Source organism: Kineococcus arenarius subsp. arenarius (genome assembly GCF_050871845.1).
In the GTDB taxonomy this organism is placed as follows: Bacteria; Actinomycetota; Actinomycetes; order Actinomycetales; family Kineococcaceae; genus Kineococcus.
In genome coordinates, this window is record NZ_JBJLSE010000070.1 from 1 (window position 1) to 21,334 (window position 21,334).

The 21,334-nt window shown below is 77.7% G+C and carries 18 protein-coding genes; 8 read left to right on the top strand and 10 right to left on the bottom strand.

From position 1 onward, the window contains the following. Nucleotides 1-126: 126 nt before the first annotated feature. Entirely contained in the window at nucleotides 127-3,129 is a 3,003-nt protein-coding gene (locus tag ACRYM0_RS15125) for a UPF0182 family membrane protein (protein WP_432506455.1), read from the bottom strand. Between the two features lie 186 nt (nucleotides 3,130-3,315). Between ACRYM0_RS15125 and ACRYM0_RS15130 the strand changes: the two genes are divergently transcribed. Then, the gene (locus ACRYM0_RS15130; RefSeq protein ID WP_432506456.1) at nucleotides 3,316-3,894 is read left to right on the top strand and encodes a PPA1309 family protein; all 579 of its coding nucleotides are present in this window, start codon (nucleotides 3,316-3,318) and stop codon (nucleotides 3,892-3,894) included. A gap of 45 nt (nucleotides 3,895-3,939) precedes the next feature. On the opposite strand, the gene ACRYM0_RS15135 is transcribed toward ACRYM0_RS15130, so the two are convergent. Continuing rightward, nucleotides 3,940-5,148, bottom strand: a complete 1,209-nt coding sequence (locus ACRYM0_RS15135) for a YlbL family protein (protein ID WP_432506459.1) — start codon at nucleotides 5,146-5,148, stop codon at nucleotides 3,940-3,942. A 156-nt stretch (nucleotides 5,149-5,304) separates the two neighbouring features. On the opposite strand from ACRYM0_RS15135, the gene ACRYM0_RS15140 reads away from it, so the two are divergent. Then, nucleotides 5,305-6,876 carry a zinc-dependent metalloprotease gene (locus tag ACRYM0_RS15140; protein ID WP_432506461.1) on the top strand — a complete coding sequence of 524 codons (1,572 nt, stop codon included), beginning with the start codon at nucleotides 5,305-5,307 and terminating at the stop codon, nucleotides 6,874-6,876. 28 nt (nucleotides 6,877-6,904) lie between these two features. Here the strand turns inward: ACRYM0_RS15140 and ACRYM0_RS15145 are convergent, their stop codons facing one another. Continuing rightward, a complete protein-coding gene (locus ACRYM0_RS15145; RefSeq protein ID WP_432506463.1) occupies nucleotides 6,905-7,585 on the bottom strand; it encodes a M48 metallopeptidase family protein in 681 nt (226 codons plus the stop codon). A 147-nt stretch (nucleotides 7,586-7,732) separates the two neighbouring features. Between ACRYM0_RS15145 and ACRYM0_RS15150 the strand changes: the two genes are divergently transcribed. Both ACRYM0_RS15150 and ACRYM0_RS15155 read left to right on the top strand, forming a co-directional pair. Then, on the top strand, nucleotides 7,733-7,894 hold the full coding sequence (locus ACRYM0_RS15150; RefSeq protein ID WP_432497029.1) for a DUF5679 domain-containing protein: 162 nt from the start codon (nucleotides 7,733-7,735) through the stop codon (nucleotides 7,892-7,894). A gap of 115 nt (nucleotides 7,895-8,009) precedes the next feature. Beyond that, the gene (locus ACRYM0_RS15155) at nucleotides 8,010-9,092 is read left to right on the top strand and encodes a TOMM precursor leader peptide-binding protein (protein ID WP_432506465.1); all 1,083 of its coding nucleotides are present in this window, start codon (nucleotides 8,010-8,012) and stop codon (nucleotides 9,090-9,092) included. A gap of 6 nt (nucleotides 9,093-9,098) precedes the next feature. On the opposite strand, the gene ACRYM0_RS15160 is transcribed toward ACRYM0_RS15155, so the two are convergent. From ACRYM0_RS15160 to ACRYM0_RS15175, 4 genes are all read right to left on the bottom strand, one after another. Continuing rightward, on the bottom strand, nucleotides 9,099-9,317 hold the full coding sequence (locus ACRYM0_RS15160) for a hypothetical protein (RefSeq protein ID WP_432506466.1): 219 nt from the start codon (nucleotides 9,315-9,317) through the stop codon (nucleotides 9,099-9,101). A 55-nt stretch (nucleotides 9,318-9,372) separates the two neighbouring features. Further along, nucleotides 9,373-9,795 carry a WhiB family transcriptional regulator gene (locus ACRYM0_RS15165; protein ID WP_432506481.1) on the bottom strand — a complete coding sequence of 141 codons (423 nt, stop codon included), beginning with the start codon at nucleotides 9,793-9,795 and terminating at the stop codon, nucleotides 9,373-9,375. Between the two features lie 57 nt (nucleotides 9,796-9,852). After that, nucleotides 9,853-10,125, bottom strand: a complete 273-nt coding sequence (locus tag ACRYM0_RS15170; RefSeq protein ID WP_432506468.1) for a hypothetical protein — start codon at nucleotides 10,123-10,125, stop codon at nucleotides 9,853-9,855. Between the two features lie 188 nt (nucleotides 10,126-10,313). Continuing rightward, the gene (locus ACRYM0_RS15175) at nucleotides 10,314-12,419 is read right to left on the bottom strand and encodes an ATP-dependent DNA helicase UvrD2 (RefSeq protein WP_432506470.1); all 2,106 of its coding nucleotides are present in this window, start codon (nucleotides 12,417-12,419) and stop codon (nucleotides 10,314-10,316) included. Nucleotides 12,420-12,596: 177 nt separating this feature from the next. Between ACRYM0_RS15175 and ACRYM0_RS15180 the strand changes: the two genes are divergently transcribed. Both ACRYM0_RS15180 and ACRYM0_RS15185 read left to right on the top strand, forming a co-directional pair. After that, nucleotides 12,597-12,821 (top strand): mycoredoxin, encoded by a 225-nt coding sequence (locus tag ACRYM0_RS15180; protein ID WP_432506483.1) that lies wholly within the window; start codon nucleotides 12,597-12,599, stop codon nucleotides 12,819-12,821. 2 nt (nucleotides 12,822-12,823) lie between these two features. Next, nucleotides 12,824-13,453 carry a nucleoside/nucleotide kinase family protein gene (locus tag ACRYM0_RS15185; protein ID WP_432506472.1) on the top strand — a complete coding sequence of 210 codons (630 nt, stop codon included), beginning with the start codon at nucleotides 12,824-12,826 and terminating at the stop codon, nucleotides 13,451-13,453. 20 nt (nucleotides 13,454-13,473) lie between these two features. Here ACRYM0_RS15185 and nudC read toward each other — a convergent pair whose 3' ends face one another. Further along, a complete protein-coding gene (gene nudC / locus ACRYM0_RS15190; RefSeq protein WP_432506474.1) occupies nucleotides 13,474-14,493 on the bottom strand; it encodes an NAD(+) diphosphatase in 1,020 nt (339 codons plus the stop codon). Nucleotides 14,494-14,534: 41 nt separating this feature from the next. On the opposite strand from nudC, the gene ACRYM0_RS15195 reads away from it, so the two are divergent. Together ACRYM0_RS15195 and ACRYM0_RS15200 are read left to right on the top strand one after the other, a co-directional pair. Beyond that, complete coding sequence (locus ACRYM0_RS15195) at nucleotides 14,535-15,452, top strand: phosphotransferase (protein ID WP_432506475.1); 918 nt, start codon at nucleotides 14,535-14,537, stop codon at nucleotides 15,450-15,452. Between the two features lie 31 nt (nucleotides 15,453-15,483). After that, nucleotides 15,484-16,275: an endonuclease/exonuclease/phosphatase family protein gene (locus ACRYM0_RS15200; RefSeq protein ID WP_432506485.1), complete on the top strand. Its 792-nt coding sequence runs from the start codon at nucleotides 15,484-15,486 to the stop codon at nucleotides 16,273-16,275. Between the two features lie 32 nt (nucleotides 16,276-16,307). Here ACRYM0_RS15200 and ACRYM0_RS15205 read toward each other — a convergent pair whose 3' ends face one another. Both ACRYM0_RS15205 and ACRYM0_RS15210 read right to left on the bottom strand, forming a co-directional pair. Beyond that, nucleotides 16,308-19,775, bottom strand: coding sequence for an ATP-dependent helicase (locus ACRYM0_RS15205; RefSeq protein ID WP_432506477.1), 3,468 nt, complete (start codon nucleotides 19,773-19,775; stop codon nucleotides 16,308-16,310). Continuing rightward, nucleotides 19,772-21,259 (bottom strand): RecB family exonuclease, encoded by a 1,488-nt coding sequence (locus tag ACRYM0_RS15210; RefSeq protein ID WP_432506479.1) that lies wholly within the window; start codon nucleotides 21,257-21,259, stop codon nucleotides 19,772-19,774. Before ACRYM0_RS15210 ends, ACRYM0_RS15205 begins: the two co-directional genes overlap by 4 nt. Nucleotides 21,260-21,334 lie beyond the last annotated feature (75 nt).

Genomic DNA, 21,334 nt, shown 5'->3' on the forward strand with positions numbered 1-21,334 from the left:
CCCCACCCACCCCGCCCCCCCCCCCCCCCCCACCCCCCCCCCCCCCCCCCCCCCCCCCCCCCCCCCCCCCCCCCCCCCCCCCCCCCCCCCCCCCCCCCCCCCCCCCCCCCCCCCCCGACCCGGCGATCAGGGGGCCGCGTCCTCGGCGGCCGGGGACGCCCCGGCGAGCGCCTCCTGCGCCGCCGTGGCCGACTCCACCGCCGCCCGCAGCCGCTCCTGCGCCTCGCCGTACGCCGCGAAGTCCTGCTCCGCCAGCGCCGCCGCGGAGTCCTGGATGGCGGCGCGCGCCTGCTCCAGGGCCGCCTGCAGCTGGACCTGCGGGTCGCCGTCCACCGGCGCCGGGTCGGTCGTCGGCTCCGGCGACGGCCCGCCGTCCTGCGCGGGGGTCTCGTCGACGGGCGCGACGCCCTCGTCGCCGGCGGTCGCGCCGGAGTCACCGCCGAACACGTCGTCCAGCGCCGCGTCCAGCGTGTCGGCGATGGCGATCTGGTCGCCGAACACCGCCACCACCTTGCGCAGCTGGGGGAAGGAGTTCTCGCCGGTGCTGCGGGCGTAGATCGGTTCCACGTACAGCAGCCCGCCACCCACCGGCAGGGTCAGCAGGTTGCCGTAGATGACCTCCGAGCCCTGCCCGAGGCTCAGCAGGCGCACCTGCTCGGCCACCGCCGCGTTGGACTGGATGTCGTTCTGGATCTGCACCGGGCCGGCGATGACCGACGACTGCGGCAGCTCCAGCAGGCGGATGGTGCCGTAGCTGTCGCTCTTCTCCCCCGCCGTGGCGCCCGCGTCGGAGTCCACCGCGGCGAAGCCGGTGATGATCTGGCTGCTGGACCCCTGGTTGTTGGAGGTGGGCACGTACGTCGTCGTCAGGCTGAACGCCGCCTCGTCCTGACCGGGCATCTGCAGGGTCAGGTAGTACGGCGGCTGCGCCGGGCGCTGCTGCCCCTGCGCCACCTCGGAGGTCGGGTCGGCCGGCACCTCCCAGAAGTCCTGCCCCGTGAGGAAGGAGCGCGGGTCGGTGACGTGGTAGCGCGCCAGGACCTCGCGCTGCACCTTGAACATGTCCTGCGGGTAGCGCAGGTGGGCCATCAGGGAACCGCCGATCTCCGACAGCGGCTCCACCGCGCCGGGGAACGCCTTCATCCACGCCTGCAGCACCGGGTCGGTGTCGTCCCAGGCGTACAGGGTGACCTCGCCCGAGTAGGCGTCCACGGTCGCCTTCACCGAGTTGCGCACGTAGTTGACCGTGCGGTCCTGCAGCGCCTGCACGCTCTGCGTCTGCGTGAGGGAGTCGACCGTGACCTCGCCGAGGCGGGTCGTCGAGGAGTAGGGGTACGACGCCGAGGTGGTGTAGGCGTCGAGGATCCACAGCACGCGGCCGTCCACGACCGCCGGGTAGGCGTCGCCGTCCAGGGTCAGCCACGGGGCGACCTTCTCGACGCGCTCGCGCGGCGTGCGGTCGTACAGGATCTTGGAGTCCGCCTCGACCTGGTCGGACAGCAGGATGTTCTGGTCGGCGAACTTCAGCGCGTACACCGCCTTGTGCAGCAGCCCGCCGACCGGCACACCGCCCTCACCGGTGTAGGTGGTGCGCGCGTACCCCTCCGGGGAGTTGTCCGGGTAGTCGATCTCCACCGGGGTGTCGCTGCCGCCGACGATCGAGTAGTCGTCGGTCTGCTCGCCGAAGTAGATGCGCGGCTCGTAGTCGCCCAGCTGGCCCGTGGAGGGGATGTTGGCCTCGAAGTACGACGGGCGCCCGTCGGGGGCGCGCTCGTTGCCGCGTGCGGCGACCACGCCGTAGCCGTGGGTGTACACGGTGTGCAGGTTGACCCAGGTGCGCTGCGAGTCGCTCAGGCCGTCGAGGTTCAGCTCCCGAGCGGCGATCACGGTGTCCTGGGTACCGCCGTCCAGCGGGTAGCGGTCCACGTCCAGCGGGTCGGGGAAGGCGTAGTAGTTGCGCTGGCCCTGCGTCTGGCGGAACGCCGTGGACACGACGTTCGGGTCGAGCAGCCGGATGCCGGGGATGGTCTCGGCGTCCTCGCGCAGCTGCCCGGGGGTCACCGTCGTGTCCGGCTGGTACTCGCTGACCTCCGTGTCGGCCAGGTCGTACGCGTCGCGGGTGGCCTCGATGTTCTTGCCGACGTACTCCGCCTCCAGCGCCTGCCGGTTCGGGGTGACCTGGAAGCGCTGCACCGCCCACGGGTAGATGCCGCCCACGGCGATCGCGCTGACCACCAGCAGCCCCGTGCCGATGGCCGGCAGCCGCCAGGACGCCCCCGCGGCCGCCGCCACGAACAGCAGCGCCACGACCACCGCGACGATCGCCAGGATCGCCCGCGCCGGCAGCACCGCGTGCACGTCGGTGTAGGAGGGGCCCACGACGTCCGCGATGCGGATGTTGTCCGACTCGCTGACCATGACCTGGTAGCGGTCCAGCCAGTAGCCGGCGCCGCGCAGCACCAGGAACAGCGCCGCCAGCACCGCCAGGTGGATCCGGGCCTCGCGCGTGGTGCGCGGGCCGCCGCCGGCCAGCCGCAGGCCCCCGTACAGGTAGTGGGTCGCCAGCGCCGCCAACCCCGCCAGCACCACCGCCGCCGACAGGAAGCTCACCAGGAAGCTCAGCCACGGCAGGGTGAAGACGTAGAAGCCCTGGTCCAGCCCGAACTGCGCGTCCCGCTCCCCGAAGGAGGTGCGGTTCACCCACAGCAGCAGCGTCTCCCAGCGGCTCATCGCCACCGACCCGCCGAACAGGGCCACGGCCGCCGACAGGACCACCACGACCAGGCGCCGCAGCGGCTCCAGCGACTCGCGGTAGCGGTCCAGGCCGGCCTGCTCGGTGGAGATGGGCGCGTAGACCGGCCGCGTGCGGTACCCCAGCGTCAGCGAGAGCGCGACCGCGCCGCCGAGCAGCAGGGCACCGGCCGCGAACAGGGCCAGCTGCAGCCACAGCTTCGTGGTGAAGGTGGACAGGAAGCCGAGCTGGTCGAACCACCACACGTCGGTGGCGATGCGGGCACCGATCACGACGGCGACGACCAGCGCGGCCAGGACGAGCACCGTGGGCAGGGCGGCACCGCGACGTCGGCGTCGCAGCACCGGCCGGGCGGGACGGCGGGGAGGGAAGCTCACGAGGAGGAAACGTACAAGCCGCCGCCCGGGTGCCCGTGACCGCGGATCGTGATCCCACCGTTGCCACCGGTGACCCGCCGACACCCGGCGGGCGCGCCCCCGGGGCGTCCCCCGGCGGGGGGACAGCCCGTGGGGGACGCGCGCGCGCTCGCCGGACGCCGCGCCGGGCGTGCCACCATCGGGGCCGTGAACGAGCTCCACCCGACCACCACGCCCACGCCGGCCTCCAGCTCCCTGTGGCGCACCGTCGCCGAGGTCGAGCGCTACGTGGCCGCCGACGGCTGGGGGGCCCCGCTGCGGCTGTTCGCCCTCGTGCGCACCGCCGACGCCCTGGCCCGCGACCCGCACCTGGCCCAGCGCCTGCCCGAGCACGTCGTGGCCGAGGCGCACGCCGACCCCGGCCACCTGACGTCCGTGGAGCAGGACGGCCTGCCCGACGTCGCCGACCTCGACGAGCTGCTCGGCCAGCTCGCCTGGCCCCCCGGCGTCGACGGCGCCGCCCTGGTCGTCGAGCGCCTCCTGGTGCCGCCGGACGCCGAGGCCGAGGTGCGCGCCGCCACCCCCGCCGACGACGAGGCCCGCGCGGCCGCCCTGGCCGCGCACCCGCTGGCCGAGGAGGTGCGCATCGCGGTGGGGGTGCTGCGCGACGGCGGGCACGAGTGCGCCGTGCGCTCGCGCTCGAAGGACTCCGACGGCGAGGTGGCCACCGGCGCCGACCTCGTGCCGGGCCTCGTCAGCGCCCTGCAGGCGACCCTGCAGGGCTGAGGGCGCGCCCGCCGGGGTGGCGCCGGGGCGCCCGGCCGGGACCGCTCAGCCGGCCGCGACCTGCGCGCACGTCGCCACCTCGTCGCCGCGGCCGGCACCGATGGCCTCCACCGCGGTGCGGGCCTCGTGCAGCGTGGCGACCCCGACCACCGTGATGCCCGGCGGGACCGCGCCGGCGACCTCGGCGCACTCCTGGGCCGGGGCCAGGAACCACGTGGCTCCCGCCCGGGCCGCGCCGATCACCTTCTGCCGCAACCCGCCGATCGGCAGGACGGTGCCGTCCACCGCGATCGCGCCCGTGCCGGCGACGTGCTCACCACCCGTCAGGGCACCGGGGGTCAGCAGGTCCACGACGGCCAGCGCGAACACCGTGCCGGCGCTGGGGCCGCCGATGTCCTCGATGGCGATGTCCACCTCGACCGGGGAGTCGTACTCCACGTCGGGCACCACGCCCAGGAGCGTCTCCCCCTCCGGGGCGTAGGTGCGGGTGGTCACCTCCAGCGGCTCCCCGGAGCGGGTGATGCCCAGGCGGACCTCGGCGCCGGCGGGCAGGGCGCTCACCGCCGCCTTGAGGGCGTCGAAGTCCGCCACCGGTGCGCCGTCCACGGACTCGATCACGTCCCCGGGGCGCAGCACCCCGGCCGCCGGGGCGGCCGCGGCCACCTCCTGCACGCGGCGCGTGGTCGTCGCGTCCACGTCGATGCCGAGCTCGGTCAGGGCGGCGACCTGCGCGGCCTCCTGCGAGCCGGCCATCTCCGCGGCGCTGAGCGCGTCGGCCTCCTCCTGCGTGGTGCGGGGGGCGTAGTACAGCTCGCGGGGCACCACGGTGACCTCCGGGTCGCGCCAGGCCAGCAGCACCTCCCACAGCGACTGCTCCAGGCCCGGACCCCCCCGCAGCGACACCGTGGTCAGGTCCAGGCGGCCCTGCGCGGGGTAGGTGGGTGCCCCCGACACCTCCACCAGCGCCGTCCCGTCCCCGCCGTCCCCGCCGGGGCCGGCCAGCACGTCGCGCACCGGGCCGGGGCTGAGGCTCACGTACGGCACGTCGAGCACGCCCACCAGGGCGACGAGCGCGACCGCGCAGAACGACGAGGCCGCCAGGAGCACGCCGCGCGGGGAGGTCGACCGCCGCGGCCGCTCACCGCCGGCGGGCTCGGCACCGGCCCCGCGGGGGGACTCGTGCGCGGGGTCCTGCGCGGGGTCCTGCGCGGGGTCCTGCGCGGGGTCCTGCGCGGGCGGCGTCGCTGGCGGCACCCGAGCACCCTACGGCCCCGCCCGGAGGCGTTCGCCGGCAGCGATCAGCGGCCCGGGCACCGCCCGCGGCGGAACCGCACCGGGCGGCCGCTCGTCGCTCCACGAGCGGGAGGGCCAGAATGGGTCCGCACCCGGCGGACGATGCGGAGGATCACCGTGGACCAGCGAGGCGACGAGGAGCCCCAGGGCCCCGAGGACGACCGCGACCGAGACCCCCGCGAGAGCGGGGACGGCACGCCCGGGGACGGCACCGAGCGGAGCGCGGGCGGCCAGCCCGGCTTCCGCCCCTCGGGGACCCCGGGCAAGGAGCCCGGGCAGGGCGGTGGCGGCAACCCGCTGGAGGACCTGTTGGGCCCGCTGCTGGGCGGACTGGGCGGCGCTGGTGGGCAGGGCGGCTTCCCCGGGCTGCCCGGCGGCTTCCCCGGCGGCATCCCCGGCCTGGGTGACGGACCGCTCGACCCCGCGCTCATGGGGCAGGTGCTGGCGCAGCTGCAGAAGTTCCTGTCCACGCCCAGCGACGCGCCGGTCAACTGGGACGTCGCGCACGACCTGGCCCGCCAGGCGGCCGCCCAGGCCGGCGACCCCTCCCCCGGCGCCGCCGAGCGCCGGGCCGTCGAGGACGCGCTGCGGGTGGCCGACCTGTGGCTGGACGGCGTGACGGACGTCGAGCAGGCGCCCACCACCGCCGAGGCCTGGAGCCGCGCGGAGTGGGTGGAGCGGACCATGCCGGTGTGGCGCCAGCTCGTGGAGCCCGTCGCCGCGAACGTGGCCGAGGCCATGGGTCAGGCGATGACCGCGCAGGCGCCGCCGGAGATGGCCGCGATGCTGGGCTCGGCGGGGGCGATGCTGCGCCAGGTGGGCGGCGGCGTCTTCGGCATGCAGGTCGGGCAGGCCATCGGCACGCTCGCCGGCGAGGTGCTCAGCACCACCGACATCGGGCTGCCGCTGGCGCCCAGCGGGCGCGCCGCGCTGCTGCCTGCCGGGGTGAGCGCCTTCGCCGAGGGGCTGGAGGTCCCCCTGGACGAGGTGCGCCGCTACCTGGCGCTGCGCGAGGCCGCCCACCAGCGCCTGTTCGCCCACGTGCCGTGGTTGCGCGGGCACCTGCTGGGCAGCGTCGAGTCGTTCGCCCGCGGCATCTCCGTGGACGCCGACCGGATCGCCGAGGCGGCCCGCTCGGTGGACCCGGCGAACCCCGAGTCGCTGCAGGAGGCGCTGGGCTCGGGCATCTTCGAGCCGGAGAGCACCCCGGCGCAGAAGGCCGCCCTGGCCCGGCTGGAGACGGCGCTGGCGCTCGTGGAGGGCTGGGTGGACCACGTCAGCGACGAGGCCGCCGCCCGCGTGCTGCCCCACTCGGCCGCGCTGCGCGAGACGGTGCGCCGGCGCCGGGCGACCGGCGGGCCCGCCGAGCACGCCTTCGCGGTGCTGGTCGGCCTGGAGCTGCGCCCGCGGCGCGCGCGCGAGGCGACGGCCCTGTGGGAGCAACTGCTGGCCCGCGGCGGGGCCGCCGCCCGCGACGCCGTCTGGGACCACCCGGACATGCTGCCGACCACCGAGGACCTCGACGACGTGGCGGCGTTCGTGGAGCGCCGCCTCAGCGGCGGCCGGCGCCAGGACGAGGACGCGATGGACGCCGCGCTGCGGGACCTGCTGGACGGGGGCGGTCGGGGCGACGACCCCGAGACCGGCGGGGGCGACGGCGAGCCCGGCTCCGGAGGCCCGGCGCGCTGAGGGTGCCCGGCGACCCCGCCCGCAGCGCTCAGCCGGTGCTGCGGGCGGGGTCCGCCTCGTCGTCCTCGCGGACCGCCGCGCCCCGCGCGGGCCCGGTGGACGGGTCGGCCGGCGCGTCGTCGGCCTCGGCCTCGGGGTCGCGCCCGGCGACGTGGTCCAGGCCCGCCAGGAACCCGCGGGCGCGCTCGGTGCGCGGGTAGGACTCCAGCAGCGCCCAGAACGCCCGCGAGTGCGTGGGCACGAGCAGGTGGGCCAGCTCGTGCAGCAGCACGTAGTCCAGCACCCAGCCGGGCACCCCCTGCAGCCGGGTGGACAGCCGGATGCTGGCGTCGGCGGGGGTGCACGAACCCCAGCGGTGCTGCTGGTTGTCGACCCACGTCACCGACACCGGCCGCGCCAGGTCGTCCAGGTGGCGGCGCGACAGCTCCCGCGCCCGTTCCAGGAGGTCGTCCTCGGCCGGGTTGCGGCGACGGTCGGCCGCGTCCAGGCGGGAGACCATGCGCTCGACCCACTCGCGCTCCTCGGCCCGGGAGAAGCGGGCCGGGATGAGGACGACCGTGCGGTCGCCGTCGCGGTAGGCCGAGACGGTGCGCGAGCGCCGCCGGCTGCGCCGCACGTCCACGAGCGGCCCGGCGCCCGTGCCCGGCCCGGCGCCGCCGGTGACCGTGACCACGGCGCCGTCGGCTGGCCCCGCCTGGTCGGCCCTCATCCGGGCAAGGTACCGTGCGCGCCCCGCGCTGGGGAGGGGTTCGCACCCACCGCGGTCCCCGGCGCGCCCCGGCGGCCCGCTGGGGGCACGATGCCCTGACAGCCGCCGGGGAGCCCGGTGGCCGGCGAGGCAACCAGGAGGCGCACCGTGGCCGACGAGACCTACCAGGGCGAGTTCTACTGCGTGAAGTGCAAGGAGAAGCGCCAGGCCGAGGGTCGGGTCGTGGAGACCAACGGCCGCCGGATGGCCAAGGGCCAGTGCCCGGTGTGCGGCACGAACCTCAACCGCATCCTCGGCAAGGCCTCCTGAACGACGGCGCCCGGACGCGGCAGGACCGGTGCGGTGCGTCGCCGACCGCACCCGCCGGGCCCGGTGCTGTGGACGGCGCGGGCCGGGTGCGGCGGGCCTGCGGCAGGGTGTGCGCGTGCCCAGCCCCGCCCCCAGCAGCCGTTCCGCCCTGCCCCTCGCCCGCCGCCCCGGCGGCCGGTTGCAGGTCGGGTCCTCGCCGCGCAGCAGCAGCGTCGCCGGCCCCTTCGTCGAGGCGGACCTGACGGCCCTGCTGGCTCCCGGGCACGCCGGGCCGCACGCCCGCCGCGCGCAGCGGGTGCTCGACGACCTCGTGGCGGTCGGCGCGGTACCGGCCGGCCGGGTCCGCTCGGGTGCCGAAGGGCTCGCCGCAGCGCCGGGGACCGCGGGCTGGGGACCGGACGCGGTGGCGTGGTCGTCCTACGACCCCCACGGGCCGGTCGCGGTGCGGCGCCTGGCCGGGCGGCGCTCGGCCGTGGTCGCCGTCGTGGGCTGCGGGCGCACCGGAGCGGGCCTGCTGTCGCTGCTGGCCGCCGCGGGCGTGGGCGGGCTGCTGGCGCAGGACCCGGCGCCGGTCGCGGCCGGAGACGCCGGCCCGGCGGGCCCCCGCCCCGAGGAGGTGGGCCTGCCGCGCGGTCCGGTGGCGCTGCGCCGGGCGCGCCGCGTCGCCGGGCGGGTGCACCCGGCGGTGTCCGCCACCGGGGCTGAGCCGGCGCGGGCGGACCTGGTCGTCCTCGTGGACCACCACGCCGCCGACGCGGTCGCCGCGGACGGACTGGTGGCGGAGGGGGTCCCCCACCTCTCGGTGGTGCTGCGCGACACCGACGCGCTGGTGGGGCCGCTGGTGCTGCCCGGTACGACGCCGTGCCTGCGGTGCCTGGACCTGCACCGCACCGACGCCGACCCCGGCTGGCCCGGGGTGCGGGACCGGTTCGTGCGCGGCTCCGGCGCTGCGGCGGAGGAGACGGCGACGGCCTCGGCGCTGGCGGGGCTGGCGGCCCTGCAGGTGCTGGCGCACCTGGACGGCGGCAGGGCCGCCTCGACGGGGGCGACCCTGGAGCTCCTGCTGCCCGAGGGGGTGGTGCAGCAGCGTCCCTGGGCGCCGCACCCGCAGTGCGGCTGCGTGGACCTGCCCGTGGCCGCACCGCCGGCGGCCCGCCCGCACCCGGGCGACCTCAGCGGGGTGCGGGCGGGCGGGTGAGCGGGCTCACGCGGTCACGGCCCCGTCCACACCGGTCGTCACGGCGGCGACGGCCAGCTCGGCGCGGGCGGCGAGCCGCTCAGCGCGGCGCGCGGCGACCTCCGCGCGCCGGCGCGCCCGCAGCGCCCGCACCAGGCGCGAGCGCTCGGCGGTGCGCTGCGCCTCGAGCAGACGTTCGCGGAACAGGACGTCCTCGGCGTACGGCACTTCGTCCCTCCTGGGCATCAGGGGTCCTCCTGGGGTGATCGGGTCGGGGCGGTCAGGGGGGCGGTCGGGCGGCTCACGCGGCGACGGGGTGCTTGCGGGGACGTCCGCGCGGGCGCTTGCGCGGGACGACCACGCCGGCGAGCACGAGCTGCCCGCCCCACACGCCCCACGGCTCGCCGCGCTCCAGCGCGCCCGCGAGGCAGGCGGAGCGCAGCGGGCACTCCGCGCACAGCTCCTTGGCCAGCTCCACGTCGGCCGGCGACTCGGCGAACCACAGCTCGGAGTCGTAGCGTCGGCAGGGCAGGGGGTCCTTCGCGTGGCGGCGCTGCACGCCGCTCACCTCCTTCTGGCGGGTCGGGTCCTCGGCGGGGCGCGGGCTGCGGGGTCTCGTGGTGCTCGTGCTGGTGCTGGTGTCGGTGGTGGCGGTGCGCACGGTCATCTCTCTGGGTTCTCTGCGAGGCGGTGGTACTGCCGGGAGGAGAGCCCGCAGACGCAGAAAGGCCGCGGACCCGAGGTGTCGGGGTCCGCGGCCAAGAGAGCGCCGGTCTGGTGGTTAGACCGGTGGACTCGTGAGCGTGGTCCCCGAGGACGGGACGGTGGAACGGGCGCCGGTGAAGGCGGAGGAGCGCTTGCCGCCGAGGACGCGGTACTCGTCCACACCACCGCGCAGGCGCACGGCGGGGGCGTCCAGGCGCACTCCACCCGTCATCTGGAGCGGGGTGGAGGCGTGGCTGCGCTGCCAGGTGAGGGCGGACCGGCGCAGGGCAGCGGGCGTCGCGCCGCACGCGGTGCGCGTGCCGGCGTTCGCGATCGTGGTGGTGTCCATCGGTGCTGCCCTCCTCCCCGCCGTCCGCGGTGTGATGCGCTTCACGCGCTGTCGTGATTCGACTCTAGGGGTACCCGGGTGGGCGCCACAACGGCTTTTTCCGCCCAGAGCGGAAAGAGCCCGCCGGGGCGCGCCAGCCGCCTCGAGAACGGTTGCGCCGCAACGGGTTCCTCGGGGAAGGCCTGGCATCACCCGGCGGTCAGGACCGCCAGGACGTCCTCGCCGTACTTCTCCAGCTTCGAGGGCCCCACCCCCGGGATGCGCGCCAGCGCGCCGGTGTCGGCAGGCATCGCCTCGGCGATCGCGGTGAGCGTGGCGTCGGTGAACACCACGTACGCCGGCACGGACGCCGCCCGGCTCGTGCTCGCGCGCCACTCGCGCAGCCGCTCGTACACCGCCTCGTCGTAGCTGGAGGGGCAGTCCGCGCAGCGCCCCAGCTTGCGCTCCACGGCGGCCGTCAGGGACGCCCCGCACACCCGGCACTGCACCGGGCCGGAACGCCTGGCCGAGCGCGGGGAGGCCGCGCGGGCGCGCGGGGCCCCACCGGCGGTCTCGGGACGCAGGCTGTCCAGGAACCGGGAGGGCTTGCGGCTGGCGCGCCCGCCGGGGGTGCGGGCGTTGGCCCAGGAGACGTGCACGGCCTCGCGGGCGCGGGTGATGCCCACGTACAGCAGCCGGCGCTCCTCCTCGACCTCGTCGGGGGTTTCGGCGAAGGAGATCGGCAACAGCCCCTCGCTGACGCCGACCAGGTGCACGACGTCCCACTCCAGGCCCTTGGCGGCGTGGAAGGACGCCAGCGTCACGCCGTCCACCGTGGGGGCGTGCTGGGCCGAGGCGCGCTCGGTGAGCTCCTCCACCAGGTCGGCCAGCTGCGCGCCGGGCCGCGTCGCCGCCAGCTCGTCGGCCAGCACCACCAGCGCCTGCAGCGACTCCCAGCGCTCGCGCACCGACCCCGCCGCGCTGGGCGCGCGCTCGGCCCAGCCCGCCGACGTCAGCACCGCGCGCACCTCGGCGCCCAGGTCGTGGCCGGGCAGCGCCGCGCGCGTCGCGCCGCGCAGCAGCACGACCGCGTCGCGGACCTCCTTGCGCGAGAAGAACCGCTCCCCGCCGCGCACGACGTAGCCGACGCCGGCGTCGGCCAGCGCCGACTCCAGCGCCTGCGACTGCCCGTTGGTGCGGAACAGCACGGCGACGTCCTTCGCGCTGCGCCCGGCGCGCACCTCGGCGGCGATGCGGGCGGCCACGCCGGCCGCCTCGGCGACGTCGTCGTCGTAGGCGGTGAAGGTCGGCGCCGGGCCGGAGGGGCGCTGCGCGATGAGCTCCAGGCGGGCGCGGGCGTGCCGGCCGGAGGCCATCGACAGCACCGAGTTGGCCAGCTGCACGACCTCCGGGGTGGAGCGGTAGTCGCGCACCAGGCGCACGACCTTCGCGCCGGGGTGCCGGCGCGGGAAGTCCAGCAGGTGCTCGGGGGTGGCCCCGGCGAAGGAGTAGATCGTCTGGCTGGCGTCGCCCACGACGCACAGGTCCTCGCGCTCGCCCAGCCAGAGGTCCAGCAGGCGCTGCTGCAGGGGGGAGACGTCCTGGTACTCGTCCACCACGAAGTGGCGGTACTGCTGGCGCACGGTGGCCGCCACGTCCGGGCGCTCGTCGAGGATGCCGGCCGTCAGCAGCAGGACGTCCTCGAAGTCGATGACGGCGCGGTCGGTCTTGACCTCCTCGTAGGTGCGCACCACGCGCGCCACCGTCGGCAGGTCCAGCCCGCCGGGCTCGCCGCGACCGGCTCGGGTGGCCGCCGCCACGTAGTCGTCGGCGTCCACGAGCATGACCTTGGTCCACTCCACCTCGGCGGCCAGGTCGCGCACCCGCGCGCGGTCGGAGGACAGCCGCAGCCGGTTGCAGGCGTCGGCCACCAGGGGCGCCTTGTGCTCGGCGAGGTTCGGCAGGGTGCCGCCGATGGCCTGCGGCCAGAAGAACTGCAGCTGGCGCAGCGCCGCGGCGTGGAAGGTCCGAGCCTGCACGCCCGCCACGCCCAGGTCCCGCAGCCGGGTGCGCATCTCCCCCGCGGCGCGGGCCGTGAAGGTCACCGCCAGCACGCGGTTGGGCACGTAGGCGCCGGAGTGCACGCCGTAGGCGATGCGGTGCGTGATGGCCCGCGTCTTGCCCGTGCCGGCACCGGCGAGCACGCACACGGGGCCGTCGAGGGTCGTCGCGACCTGCCGCTGCTCGGGGTCCAGGCCCTCGAGGACGGAGTCGGCGGACGGGGCGGCGGGGCGGAGGTCGGGTGCGGTCGTCATGGCGGGGACATCCTCTCAAGCGCCGCCGACGGCCGGGGCACGAGCGGGCCCCCGCTGTGGACGCGACGCCGGGAAGAGAGCCGGTGCCTCCCCGGTTGCAGCCCGCGGAGCGGGAACCACCCGCGCGGAGGAGGAGCAGTGTCGACGATCGAGGCGCCGGCGGCGGGCAGCGTGACGATGTTCACCACCACCTGGTGCGGGTACTGCCGCCGTCTGAAGTCCCAGATGGACCGCGAGGGCGTCAGCTACTCGGAGGTCAACATCGAGGAGGTGCCGGACGCGGCCGAGTTCGTCATGCAGGTCAACGGCGGCAACCAGACCGTGCCGACCCTGCTCTTCCCCGACGGCTCCGCCGCCACCAACCCCTCCCTCGCCGAGGTGAAGGCGCGCCTGGGCGCCTGAGCGTGAGCACCACCCACCGGCCCACCGGCCCCGCGCAGTTCGCGGGGCGGTGGGCCGCGTCGCTGCCGGCCGGCGCGCGCGTCGGCGTGGACGGCGCCGTGGACGCCGACACCGCCTGGTACGCCCGGCACCTCGCCGACGCGCTGCGCGCGCAGGCCCGCCCCGTGCTCGTCGCCACCTGGAGCGGTTTCTGGCGGCCCCGCTCGCTGCGCCTGGAGCGCGGCCGCGACGACCCCGACGCCTTCCACGACGACTGGCTCGACGTCGCCGGCCTGCACCGGGAGGTGCTGGAACCGCTCGGCGCGCCCACCGGCCGCTGGTGGGTGCCGTCCCTGCACGACCCGGCCACCGACCGCGCCTCCCGCGCACCGCGCGAGGCCGTGCCCGACGACGCCGTGCTCGTGTTCGCCGGCCCCTTCCTGCTGCGCGACGACCTGCGGCACGGCTTCGACGCCGTGGTGCACCTGAGCACCTCCGACGCGGCGGTGCGCCGGCGGGTGGACGCCGCCGACGCCGACCGGGTGCTCGGCGCCTGGCACCGCTACCTGGCGGAGTCCGGGCCCGTCGAGCGGGCCGGCGCGGTGCTGCGCTGCGAGGACCCGCGCCACCCCGCCGAGCTCCTGCGCGGCTGAACCACCCCCGGGTCCGGGGGTCAGGTCCAGGTGTCGTCGCCCGGCACCGGCAGGGGGCCGCCGAACCACGCCTCGATGAGCCGCCGCGCGATCGAGACCGCCGGCGGCGGCAGCACCCGGCCCGCGCGCACCTCCTGCGCCAGCTCAGCACGGCTGAACCAGCGCGCCAGGGCGATCTCCTCGCCGTCGACCCGGATGTCCGTGGTGACGGCGCGCGCGGCGAACCCCACCATGAGCGAGGCGGGGAACGGCCACGGCTGGCTGCCCAGGTAGCGCACGTCCTCCGGGTCCGGGCCCACGACGACCCCGGCCTCCTCCAGCACCTCCCGGCGCACCGTGTCCTCGAAGCACTCCCCCGGCTCCACGAAACCCGCCAGCACCGAGTACCGGTTCGCGGGCCACACGGGCTGGTGCCCCAGCAGCAGCCGGTCGTCCGGGCTGATCACCGCCATGATCACCGCGGCGTCGGTGCGGGGGAAGTGCTCCTTGCCGCCCGGCTCGGCCTTGACCCACCCCGCGGTCGTCGCGGTGAGCGGTTCGCCGGTCCGCGGCGAGAAGCGGGTCACCGCGTGCCAGTTGCCCATCGAGACGGCCTCGGTGAGCAGGCCGGCGTCCCGGTCGCCGAGGGCGTCGCCCACCTCCCGCAGGCCCCGCCACTCCTCGTCGCCGGCGGAGCCGTCGGCGACCTCGGGCTCGGCGTCCGCGGAGACCACCGCCGCGAACTCCGCCCGCCCGTCGGTGCCCAGGTACAGCACGAGGTCCTCCGCGCCGGGCGCCGGCACCTCGCCCGGGGCGCGCAGCACCAGCTGAAGGCCCCGCGCGGTGCGCACCACCGGGGCCCGGCCGGCGTGCACCCGCAGCACCCGGGTGGCCGGGGACGCCCACAGCCGCTCCAGCAGCCCGGGGTCCGTGCGCCGCGCACCGGCGCGGTCCAGCCGCTGGCGGGACAGGGCCAGGTCGCGCAGCGGCGGTGCCGGCAGCGCCACCCCGCGGGACCCGGTCGGCTCGGTCGGGGCGGCGCCGACGGCGTGGTTCGTCACCGCTCCACCCTACGGAGCGCACCGCGCTCTACCGTTGCCCCGTGCCCCCCCGCTCGCCGCAGGTCCTCGCCGCCCTCGCCACCGCCGCCGTGCCCGGCCTCGAGGTCGTGGCCGCGGGTCCGGCGCAGGAGGACGGCGCCGACGTCGACGCCGCCGTCGTCGTGGACGCCGCCCACCGCCGCTTCACGGTGCGCGCCCCCCGGCGGCCCGCGGCCGCCGCCGCGCTGGACGCGGAGCTGGAGCTGCTGTCCGGGCTGCACGAGCCGCTGCCGTTCGCGGTGCCCCGCGCCGCCGGCACGGTGGTGCTGGGCGAGGGCGGGCGCTGCGTGGTCACCCCGGAACTGCCCGGCAGCCCCCTGCACCCGGAGGACCTGCGCCCCGGCCCGGGCCTGGCGCGCTCGGTCGGCACCGGGCTGGCCGCGCTGCACCAGATCGACGTCGCCGTCTTCGCCGACGCCGGCGTGCCCGTGTACGACGCCGAGGAGTACCGGCGCCGGCGCCTGTCCGAGCTGGACCGCGCCGCCGCGACCGGCCACGTCCCGCCGCGGCTGCTGACGCGCTGGGAGGTGCTCATGGAGGACGTGGCGCGCTGGCGCTTCGCCGCGACCCCCGTGCACGGCGACCTCGTCGGCGAGCACGTGCGCACCGACGGCGAGGCCCTGACCGGCATCACCGGCTGGGCGGACGCCAAGGTCGCCGACCCCGCCGACGACTTCGCCTGGCTGGCCGTGGGCGCGGACCCCGACGCGCTGGAGTCGGTGCTGGAGGCGTACGCCCACGCCCGCCACGACCCCCTGGACCCCGACCTGCTGCTGCGCGCCCGCCTGGCCGGGGAGCTGGCGCTGACCCGCTGGCTGCTGGTGGGCCTGCGCACCGAGGACGAGGAGATCGTCGAGGACGCCCGGCGGATGCTCGACGACCTCGACGCCCACGCCGACGCCGTGCCGCTGGGGGTCTGAGCTGTCCGGGCGGGCGCCCCGGCCGCTGCGGCTGGCGTCGGTCAACGCCGCCTCCGGGCGCGACCTGGCCACCGGGCGCGTCGACGCCGACCGGCTCGCCGCCGCCGTGGCGGCGCTGGGCGCCGACGTCGTGGCGGTGCAGGAGGTCGACCACCTGCTGCCCCGCAGCGGGGGCACCGACCAGACCGCGGTGCTGGCGCGCGCCTGCGGCGTGACCCGCGGCGGGGCGCGCTTCGCCGCCACCGTGCACGGCACCCCCGGCTCCCCCGACACGTTCCGCCCCGCCGCCGCGACCGTGCCGGGCGAGCCCTCCTACGGCGTGGCGGTGCTCTCGCGCCTGCCGGTGCTGCAGTGGCGGGAGCTGCGGATGGCCGGCAGCGCGGCCCGGCTGCCGCTGGTGCTGCCGCCCGGCGCGGGCAGGAGGCTGCGCCTGGTGCCGGACGAGCCGCGCGCCGTCGTGGCCGTCGTCGTCGACGCGCGCGCCCCCGGCGACGGGGCGGCGCGCCCGGTGACCGTGCTGGGCACCCACCTGTCCTTCTCGCCGGTGCGCGCCCTGGGCCAGCTGCGCGAGCTGCGGCGCTGGGCGGCCGACCTGCCCCGGCCGCTGGTGCTGCTGGGCGACCTGAACCTGCCGCCCGGCGTCGTGGGCCGGGCCGTGCCGTGGCGACCTCTGGTGGCCGGGGCGACGTTCCCGGCGCCGGCGCCGCGCGTGCAGCTGGACCACGCCCTCGGCGACGGCCTGGGCGCCGCGGTCGGCGGCGGGCGCGTCGAGCGCGTCGGCGGCAGCGACCACCGCGCGGTCGTCGTGGACCTGCGGCTGTGAGGGGACGGCCGTGAGGCGGCCCGGGGCCGTCCTCAGACCTCCCGGTCGGTCACCGGCACCGAGGTCACCAGCGCCTCCAGGTCCTCGGCGCCGAACAGGTCCACCGGGCGCACCGTCTCGCCCGTGGAGGCGTAGAAGAAGGCTGCGCTGACGTCCTCCAGCGGCACCCCGTGCCAGCGCGACCACGCCAGGCGGTACACGGCCAGCTGCACGTCCCGGGCCCGCGCCGCGTCCCCCTGCGGCGGCCGGCCGGTCTTCCAGTCGACGACGTCCCAGCGCACCCGCCCGTCCGGGCCGGTGCTGCGGAAGACGGCGTCGATGCGACCGCGCACCGCGATCCCCGCCACGGGCGTCTCCACCGACACCTCCACCGCGACCGGGTCGCGCTCGGCCCACTCGCTGGCCAGGTAGTGCCGCTGCAGCGCCGCCAGCTCGCGGTCGTCCGCGGCGTCCTCGTCCGCCGCGCCGGGCAGGTCCACCAGGTCCAGCAGGGTGCTGGCGGTGAAGCGGTGCTCCAGCCAGGCGTGGAAGGCGGTGCCGCGGCGGGTCGCCGGCCGCGGCGGCTGCGGCACCGGGCGACGCAGCTGCAGGGCCAGCGCCTCGGGGTCCTGCGCCAGCGCCACCAGGCGGGACGCCGACAGGTGCGTCGGCAGGAGCACCCCGCCGGCGGCGCCCGCCGCGGCGCGCTCGGCCAGCAGCAGGTGCACCTGCTGCGCCCAGCCGGCGGCCTCGTCGTCCGGGGCCCGCGGCAGCACCGCACCGGCCGCCTCGCGCACCGCCCGGGCCCCCTGCTGCACCTCCGCGCGGCGCGCCGCGAGCGGGTCGACCGGCCACACCACGCGCTGGGGCGTCGCCGTGCGCGGGTTGGGCTCGCCCTCCTGCGGGGCGGGCACCGGCGGCAGGCTCACCAGGCCCGGCAGGCCAGGGCCCTGCAGCACCTCACCGAGGAACCGGGACGGGCGGCGCGGTGCCGTGGAGTCGTCCCAGTGCGCGCCGCTGAGCAGCAGCTCCTCCTTGGCGCGGGTGAACGCCACGTACGCCAGCCGCCGCTCCTCGGCCATCTCGTGCTCGCCGCACGCCTCGCGGAAGCGCCCGCGCTCGACGTCCAGCTCCTTCTGCGTGCCGACGCCGTCCAGGTCGAGCTCCGGCAGGTGCGCGCGGTCCCCGCGCAGCGGGTACGGCAGCACGCCCAGTCCGCTCAGCCAGCCCGACGACGTCTCCCCGCCGGCGGGGAAGACGCCCTCCACCAGACCCGGCACCGCCACGACGTCCCACTCCAGGCCCTTGCTGGCGTGCACCGTCAGCAACTGCACCGCGTCGGAGGAGACGTCCACCGCGCCCGGCTCCAGGCCCCGCTCGCGCGACTGCGCGGCCGCCAGCCAGGACAGGAACCCGCCCAGGCCCGGGCGCTGCGCGCTGATCGAGAACGACGCGGCCGCGTCGGCCAGGGCGTCGAGGTTGGCCCGCTCGGACGCCGGGGAGCTGCCCGGGCGGGCGGCGACCTCCACGTCCAGCAGCAGGGCGCGCTCCACCTCGCCCACCAGCTCGGGCACCGGCACGTGCGTGCGGGAGCGCAGGTGGCGCAGCACACCCGCCAGCCGGGCCAGCCGGGCGTGCGCCGCCGGCGACAGGCCCCGCCCGCCCGACCCCCGCCACGACGGCGGGGGCAGCTCGTCCAGCGCCTCGACGAGGCTGGCGTCCTCCACCTCGTCGGGCAGGACCACCGCGGCGTCGGCGGCGGCCCCGCCGGCTGACGGGGGGCCGTCGGGACCGTCGGGGACACCGGGAGCACCACGCCCGCTGCGGACCCGCTGCAGGTGCCCGGCCCACTCCCCCAGGGCCGCCAGGTCGCGCGGGCCCAGCCGCCAGCGGGCCCCCGTCAGCAGCCGGGCGAGCTGGTCGCCTCGGCCCGGGTCGTGCAGGACGTGCAGGGTGGAGACCACGTCGACGACCTCCGGGGTGGACAGCAGCCCGCCGAGGCCGACGACCTCCACCGGCAGCCCCGCCTCGCGCAACGCCCGGTGCAGCACCGGGAACTGGCTGCGCTTGCGGCACAGGACCGCCGCGGTGCGCCGGGGCCGCGGCGAGGCGCCGGGCACCCGGCGCTGCACGGCCAGGCGCTCGGAGTCGGCGCGCCACACCTCCGCCAGCCGGGCGGCGACCTCCGCGGCCTCCTCCTCCACCGTCGCGGCGAACGCCGTGCGCACCCGGCCGGTGCCGGCGCCCGGGCGCGGGCGCAGCCGCACCACCGCGGCGCCCGCGCCCGCCCCGGCCGACAGGGGGTCGGCCACGACGTTGGCGACGGCGAGCACCGCCTCGTCGTTGCGCCAGCTCGTCGCCAGCGGCGCCACCCGCGCCGGGGAGTCGTCGGCGCGGCGGAACTGCGCGGGGAAGCTGGCGAGGTTGCCGGCGCTGGCGCCGCGCCAGCCGTAGATCGACTGGTGGGGGTCGCCCACCGCCGTCACCGGGTGCGCGTCGCCGTACAGGGCGCGCAGCAGCGCCAGCTGCGCGTAGCTGGTGTCCTGGTACTCGTCCAGGAGCACCACCCGGTGCGCCGCGCGCTCGGTGGCCGCCACGGCCGGCACCTCCCGGGCCAGCCGGGCCGCCAGCTGGACCTGGTCGCCGAAGTCGAGCCGCTCGGCGTCGCGCTTGCGCCGGGCGTACTCGCGCAGCAGCGGCACGATCGACCGCCGGGCCCGCTGCACGGCCAGGACCTTCGCCACCTCCGCGTACGGCTCCCCCGGCACGTGGGCGCCCAGCTTCGCGACCGCCTTGTCGTCCCTGGGCAGCACGCGCACGCGCGCCTCGAAGCCCTCGACGAAGCGCTCCAGGTCGCCGGGGTCCACCAGGTGCTCGGCGCACTCGCCGGACAGCTCCAGCAGCGCCGCGGTGAGCGTGGAGGGCGCCACCTCGACGCCGGGCAGGTCCCCGCGCCAGGTCTCCACGACCTCCGCGGCCAGCTGCCAGGCCCCCGCCTCCGACAGGACCGCGGACTGCGGCTCCACGCCCATGCGCAGGCCGTGGTCGGTCACCAGCGACGCCGCGTACGCGTGGTACGTCGACACCACCGGCTCGCCGTCGCCCAGGCCGTCGCCCGGCCCCCCGCCGGGTGCGGCACCGGCCGGGGCGCCCAGGCCGTGCGCGCGCAGGGCGCGCAGCCGCGTGCGCACCCGCTCGGCCAGCTCCCCGGCGGCCTTGCGGGTGAAGGTCAGCCCCAGCACCTCCTCGGGGGCGACCAGGCCGTTGGCGACCAGCCACACCACCCGGGAGGACATCGTCTCGGTCTTGCCGGAGCCGGCACCGGCCACCACCAGCAGCGGCTCGACGGGCGCCTCGATGACGGCGACCTGCTCGGGCGTGGGCCGCGGCCGGCCCAGCCGCTCGGCGATCTCCTCCGCCCCCAGGCGGGCAGCGGGCGCACCGGCCGCGCCGCCGGCGCCCCTGGTGCTGGTGGTGCTGGTGGTGCTGGTGGTGCTGGTGGTGCTGGTGGTGCTCGTCACCGTCCGTCCTCCTCGCACACGCTGCGACCCTCGTCCTGGGCGGGGCAGCTGGCGCGCACCGGGCAGGTGGAGCAGTGCGGGCCCACCACCGCCTCGAACACCGGCGCGGACATGCCCTCGGCCGTGCGGGCCACCAGGTCCGCCGCCCAGCGCGGGTCCTCGTCGGCCTCCAGGGGCTGCTGGCGCTGCACCCCGACCTTCTTCGTCGCGCTGCCCAGCTGCACCAGCGCCGCCCCGCCCGTGCCCGCCAGCTCCGGGCCGAACGCGCCCTCGGCGGCGACGAGCTGGTAGACGCCCAGCTGCGGGTGCCGGGCCAGCTCCGCCCGCGACGGCGGAGTCCGGCCCGTCTTGAGGTCCACCACGACCGCGCGCCCGTCCGCGTCGCGCTCCAGGCGGTCCACCCGGCCGCGCACCCGCGCACGGCCGACGAGCACGTCGACGTCCCGCTCGACCGCCACCAGGACGCGCCCCTCGGTGCGCACCTGCCGGTGGTACTCGGCCAGCTTCAGCAGCACCTGGTCGGCGCGGGCGCGCAGCCGCGAGGTCACCCAGCCGTCCGCCAGCCCCAGCGTGGGCCACAGCAGGTCCAGGCGGCGCAGCAGCTCGGCGGCGTCGGCCTCCGGCGCCTCGGCGGCGATGCGGTGCACGAGGTTGCCCAGCGACTGCGCTCCCGAGTCGCCCGGGCGGGCGCCGGAGGACTCCAGCAGCCAGCGCAGCCCGCAGCGCTCGAAGGACTCCACCCGCGAGGGTGAGACCGGCACCTGCTCGCCGTCCTCGCGCAGCGGGCCGTCGTCGGTCAGGTCGTCCACGCCGTACCAGTCGGTCGGGTCGGCGCCGGGCACGCCCGCCGCCGCCAGCTGCGCCAGGTGGGCGGCCGCGGAGCGCCGCCGCGCCGGGGTCTCGGCGGTGGGCGGGGCGCACAGCACCTGCCGCAGGCGCGCCACCAGCGCGGGCAGCGACACCGCCCGGGGCACCTGCGCCAGGGGCCGCTCGCCCTCCTCGTCCACCGCGGCGTCCTCCTCGCCGCGCTCGCGCGCCGCGACGGCGCCGACGAGCTCCAGGAAGGCCGAGGGCCGCTCGTCGTCGGCGCGCACCGCCGTCACCACGAGCTCGTCGCGGGCCCTGGAGACCGCCACGTGGAACAGGCGCAGCTCGTCCTCCAGCACGGCCCGGCGCGCGCCGGGGCCGTCCGGGTCGCGGCCCTCGACGACGTCCACGAGGGCCTGCGCGCCCAGCACGGAGCCGCGCAGGCGCAGGTCCGGCCACACGCCCTCCTGCACCCGGGCGACGACCACGACGTCCCACTGCCGGCCCACCGCGCCCTGCGGGGTGGTCAGCGTCACCGCGCCGGTCTCGGGGGCGCGGTCCGCGAGGGTGTCCTCGGGCACCTCCGCGGACTGCATCTGCTCCAGGAACCGCCCGGCGCCGCCGGCGCCGCCGAAGCGGTCGACGTGGCGGCCGGCGGCCTCGAACAGGGCCAGCACGGCGTCCAGGTCGCGGTCGGGCCGGGCCGGGGGGGGGGGGGGGGGGGGGGGGGGGGGGGGGGGGGGGGGGGGCGG

Excerpts from the sequence above, each read along its gene's own strand:
- ACRYM0_RS15145 (WP_432506463.1), bottom strand. The coding sequence starts at position 7,585 with ATGAGGGCCGACCAGGCGGGGCCAGCCGACGGCGCCGTGGTCACGGTC.
- ACRYM0_RS15180 (WP_432506483.1), top strand. The coding sequence starts at position 12,597 with ATGTTCACCACCACCTGGTGCGGGTACTGCCGCCGTCTGAAGTCCCAG.
- ACRYM0_RS15170 (WP_432506468.1), bottom strand. The coding sequence starts at position 10,125 with ATGGACACCACCACGATCGCGAACGCCGGCACGCGCACCGCGTGCGGC.
- ACRYM0_RS15175 (WP_432506470.1), bottom strand. The coding sequence starts at position 12,419 with ATGACGACCGCACCCGACCTCCGCCCCGCCGCCCCGTCCGCCGACTCC.
- ACRYM0_RS15160 (WP_432506466.1), bottom strand. The coding sequence starts at position 9,317 with ATGCCCAGGAGGGACGAAGTGCCGTACGCCGAGGACGTCCTGTTCCGC.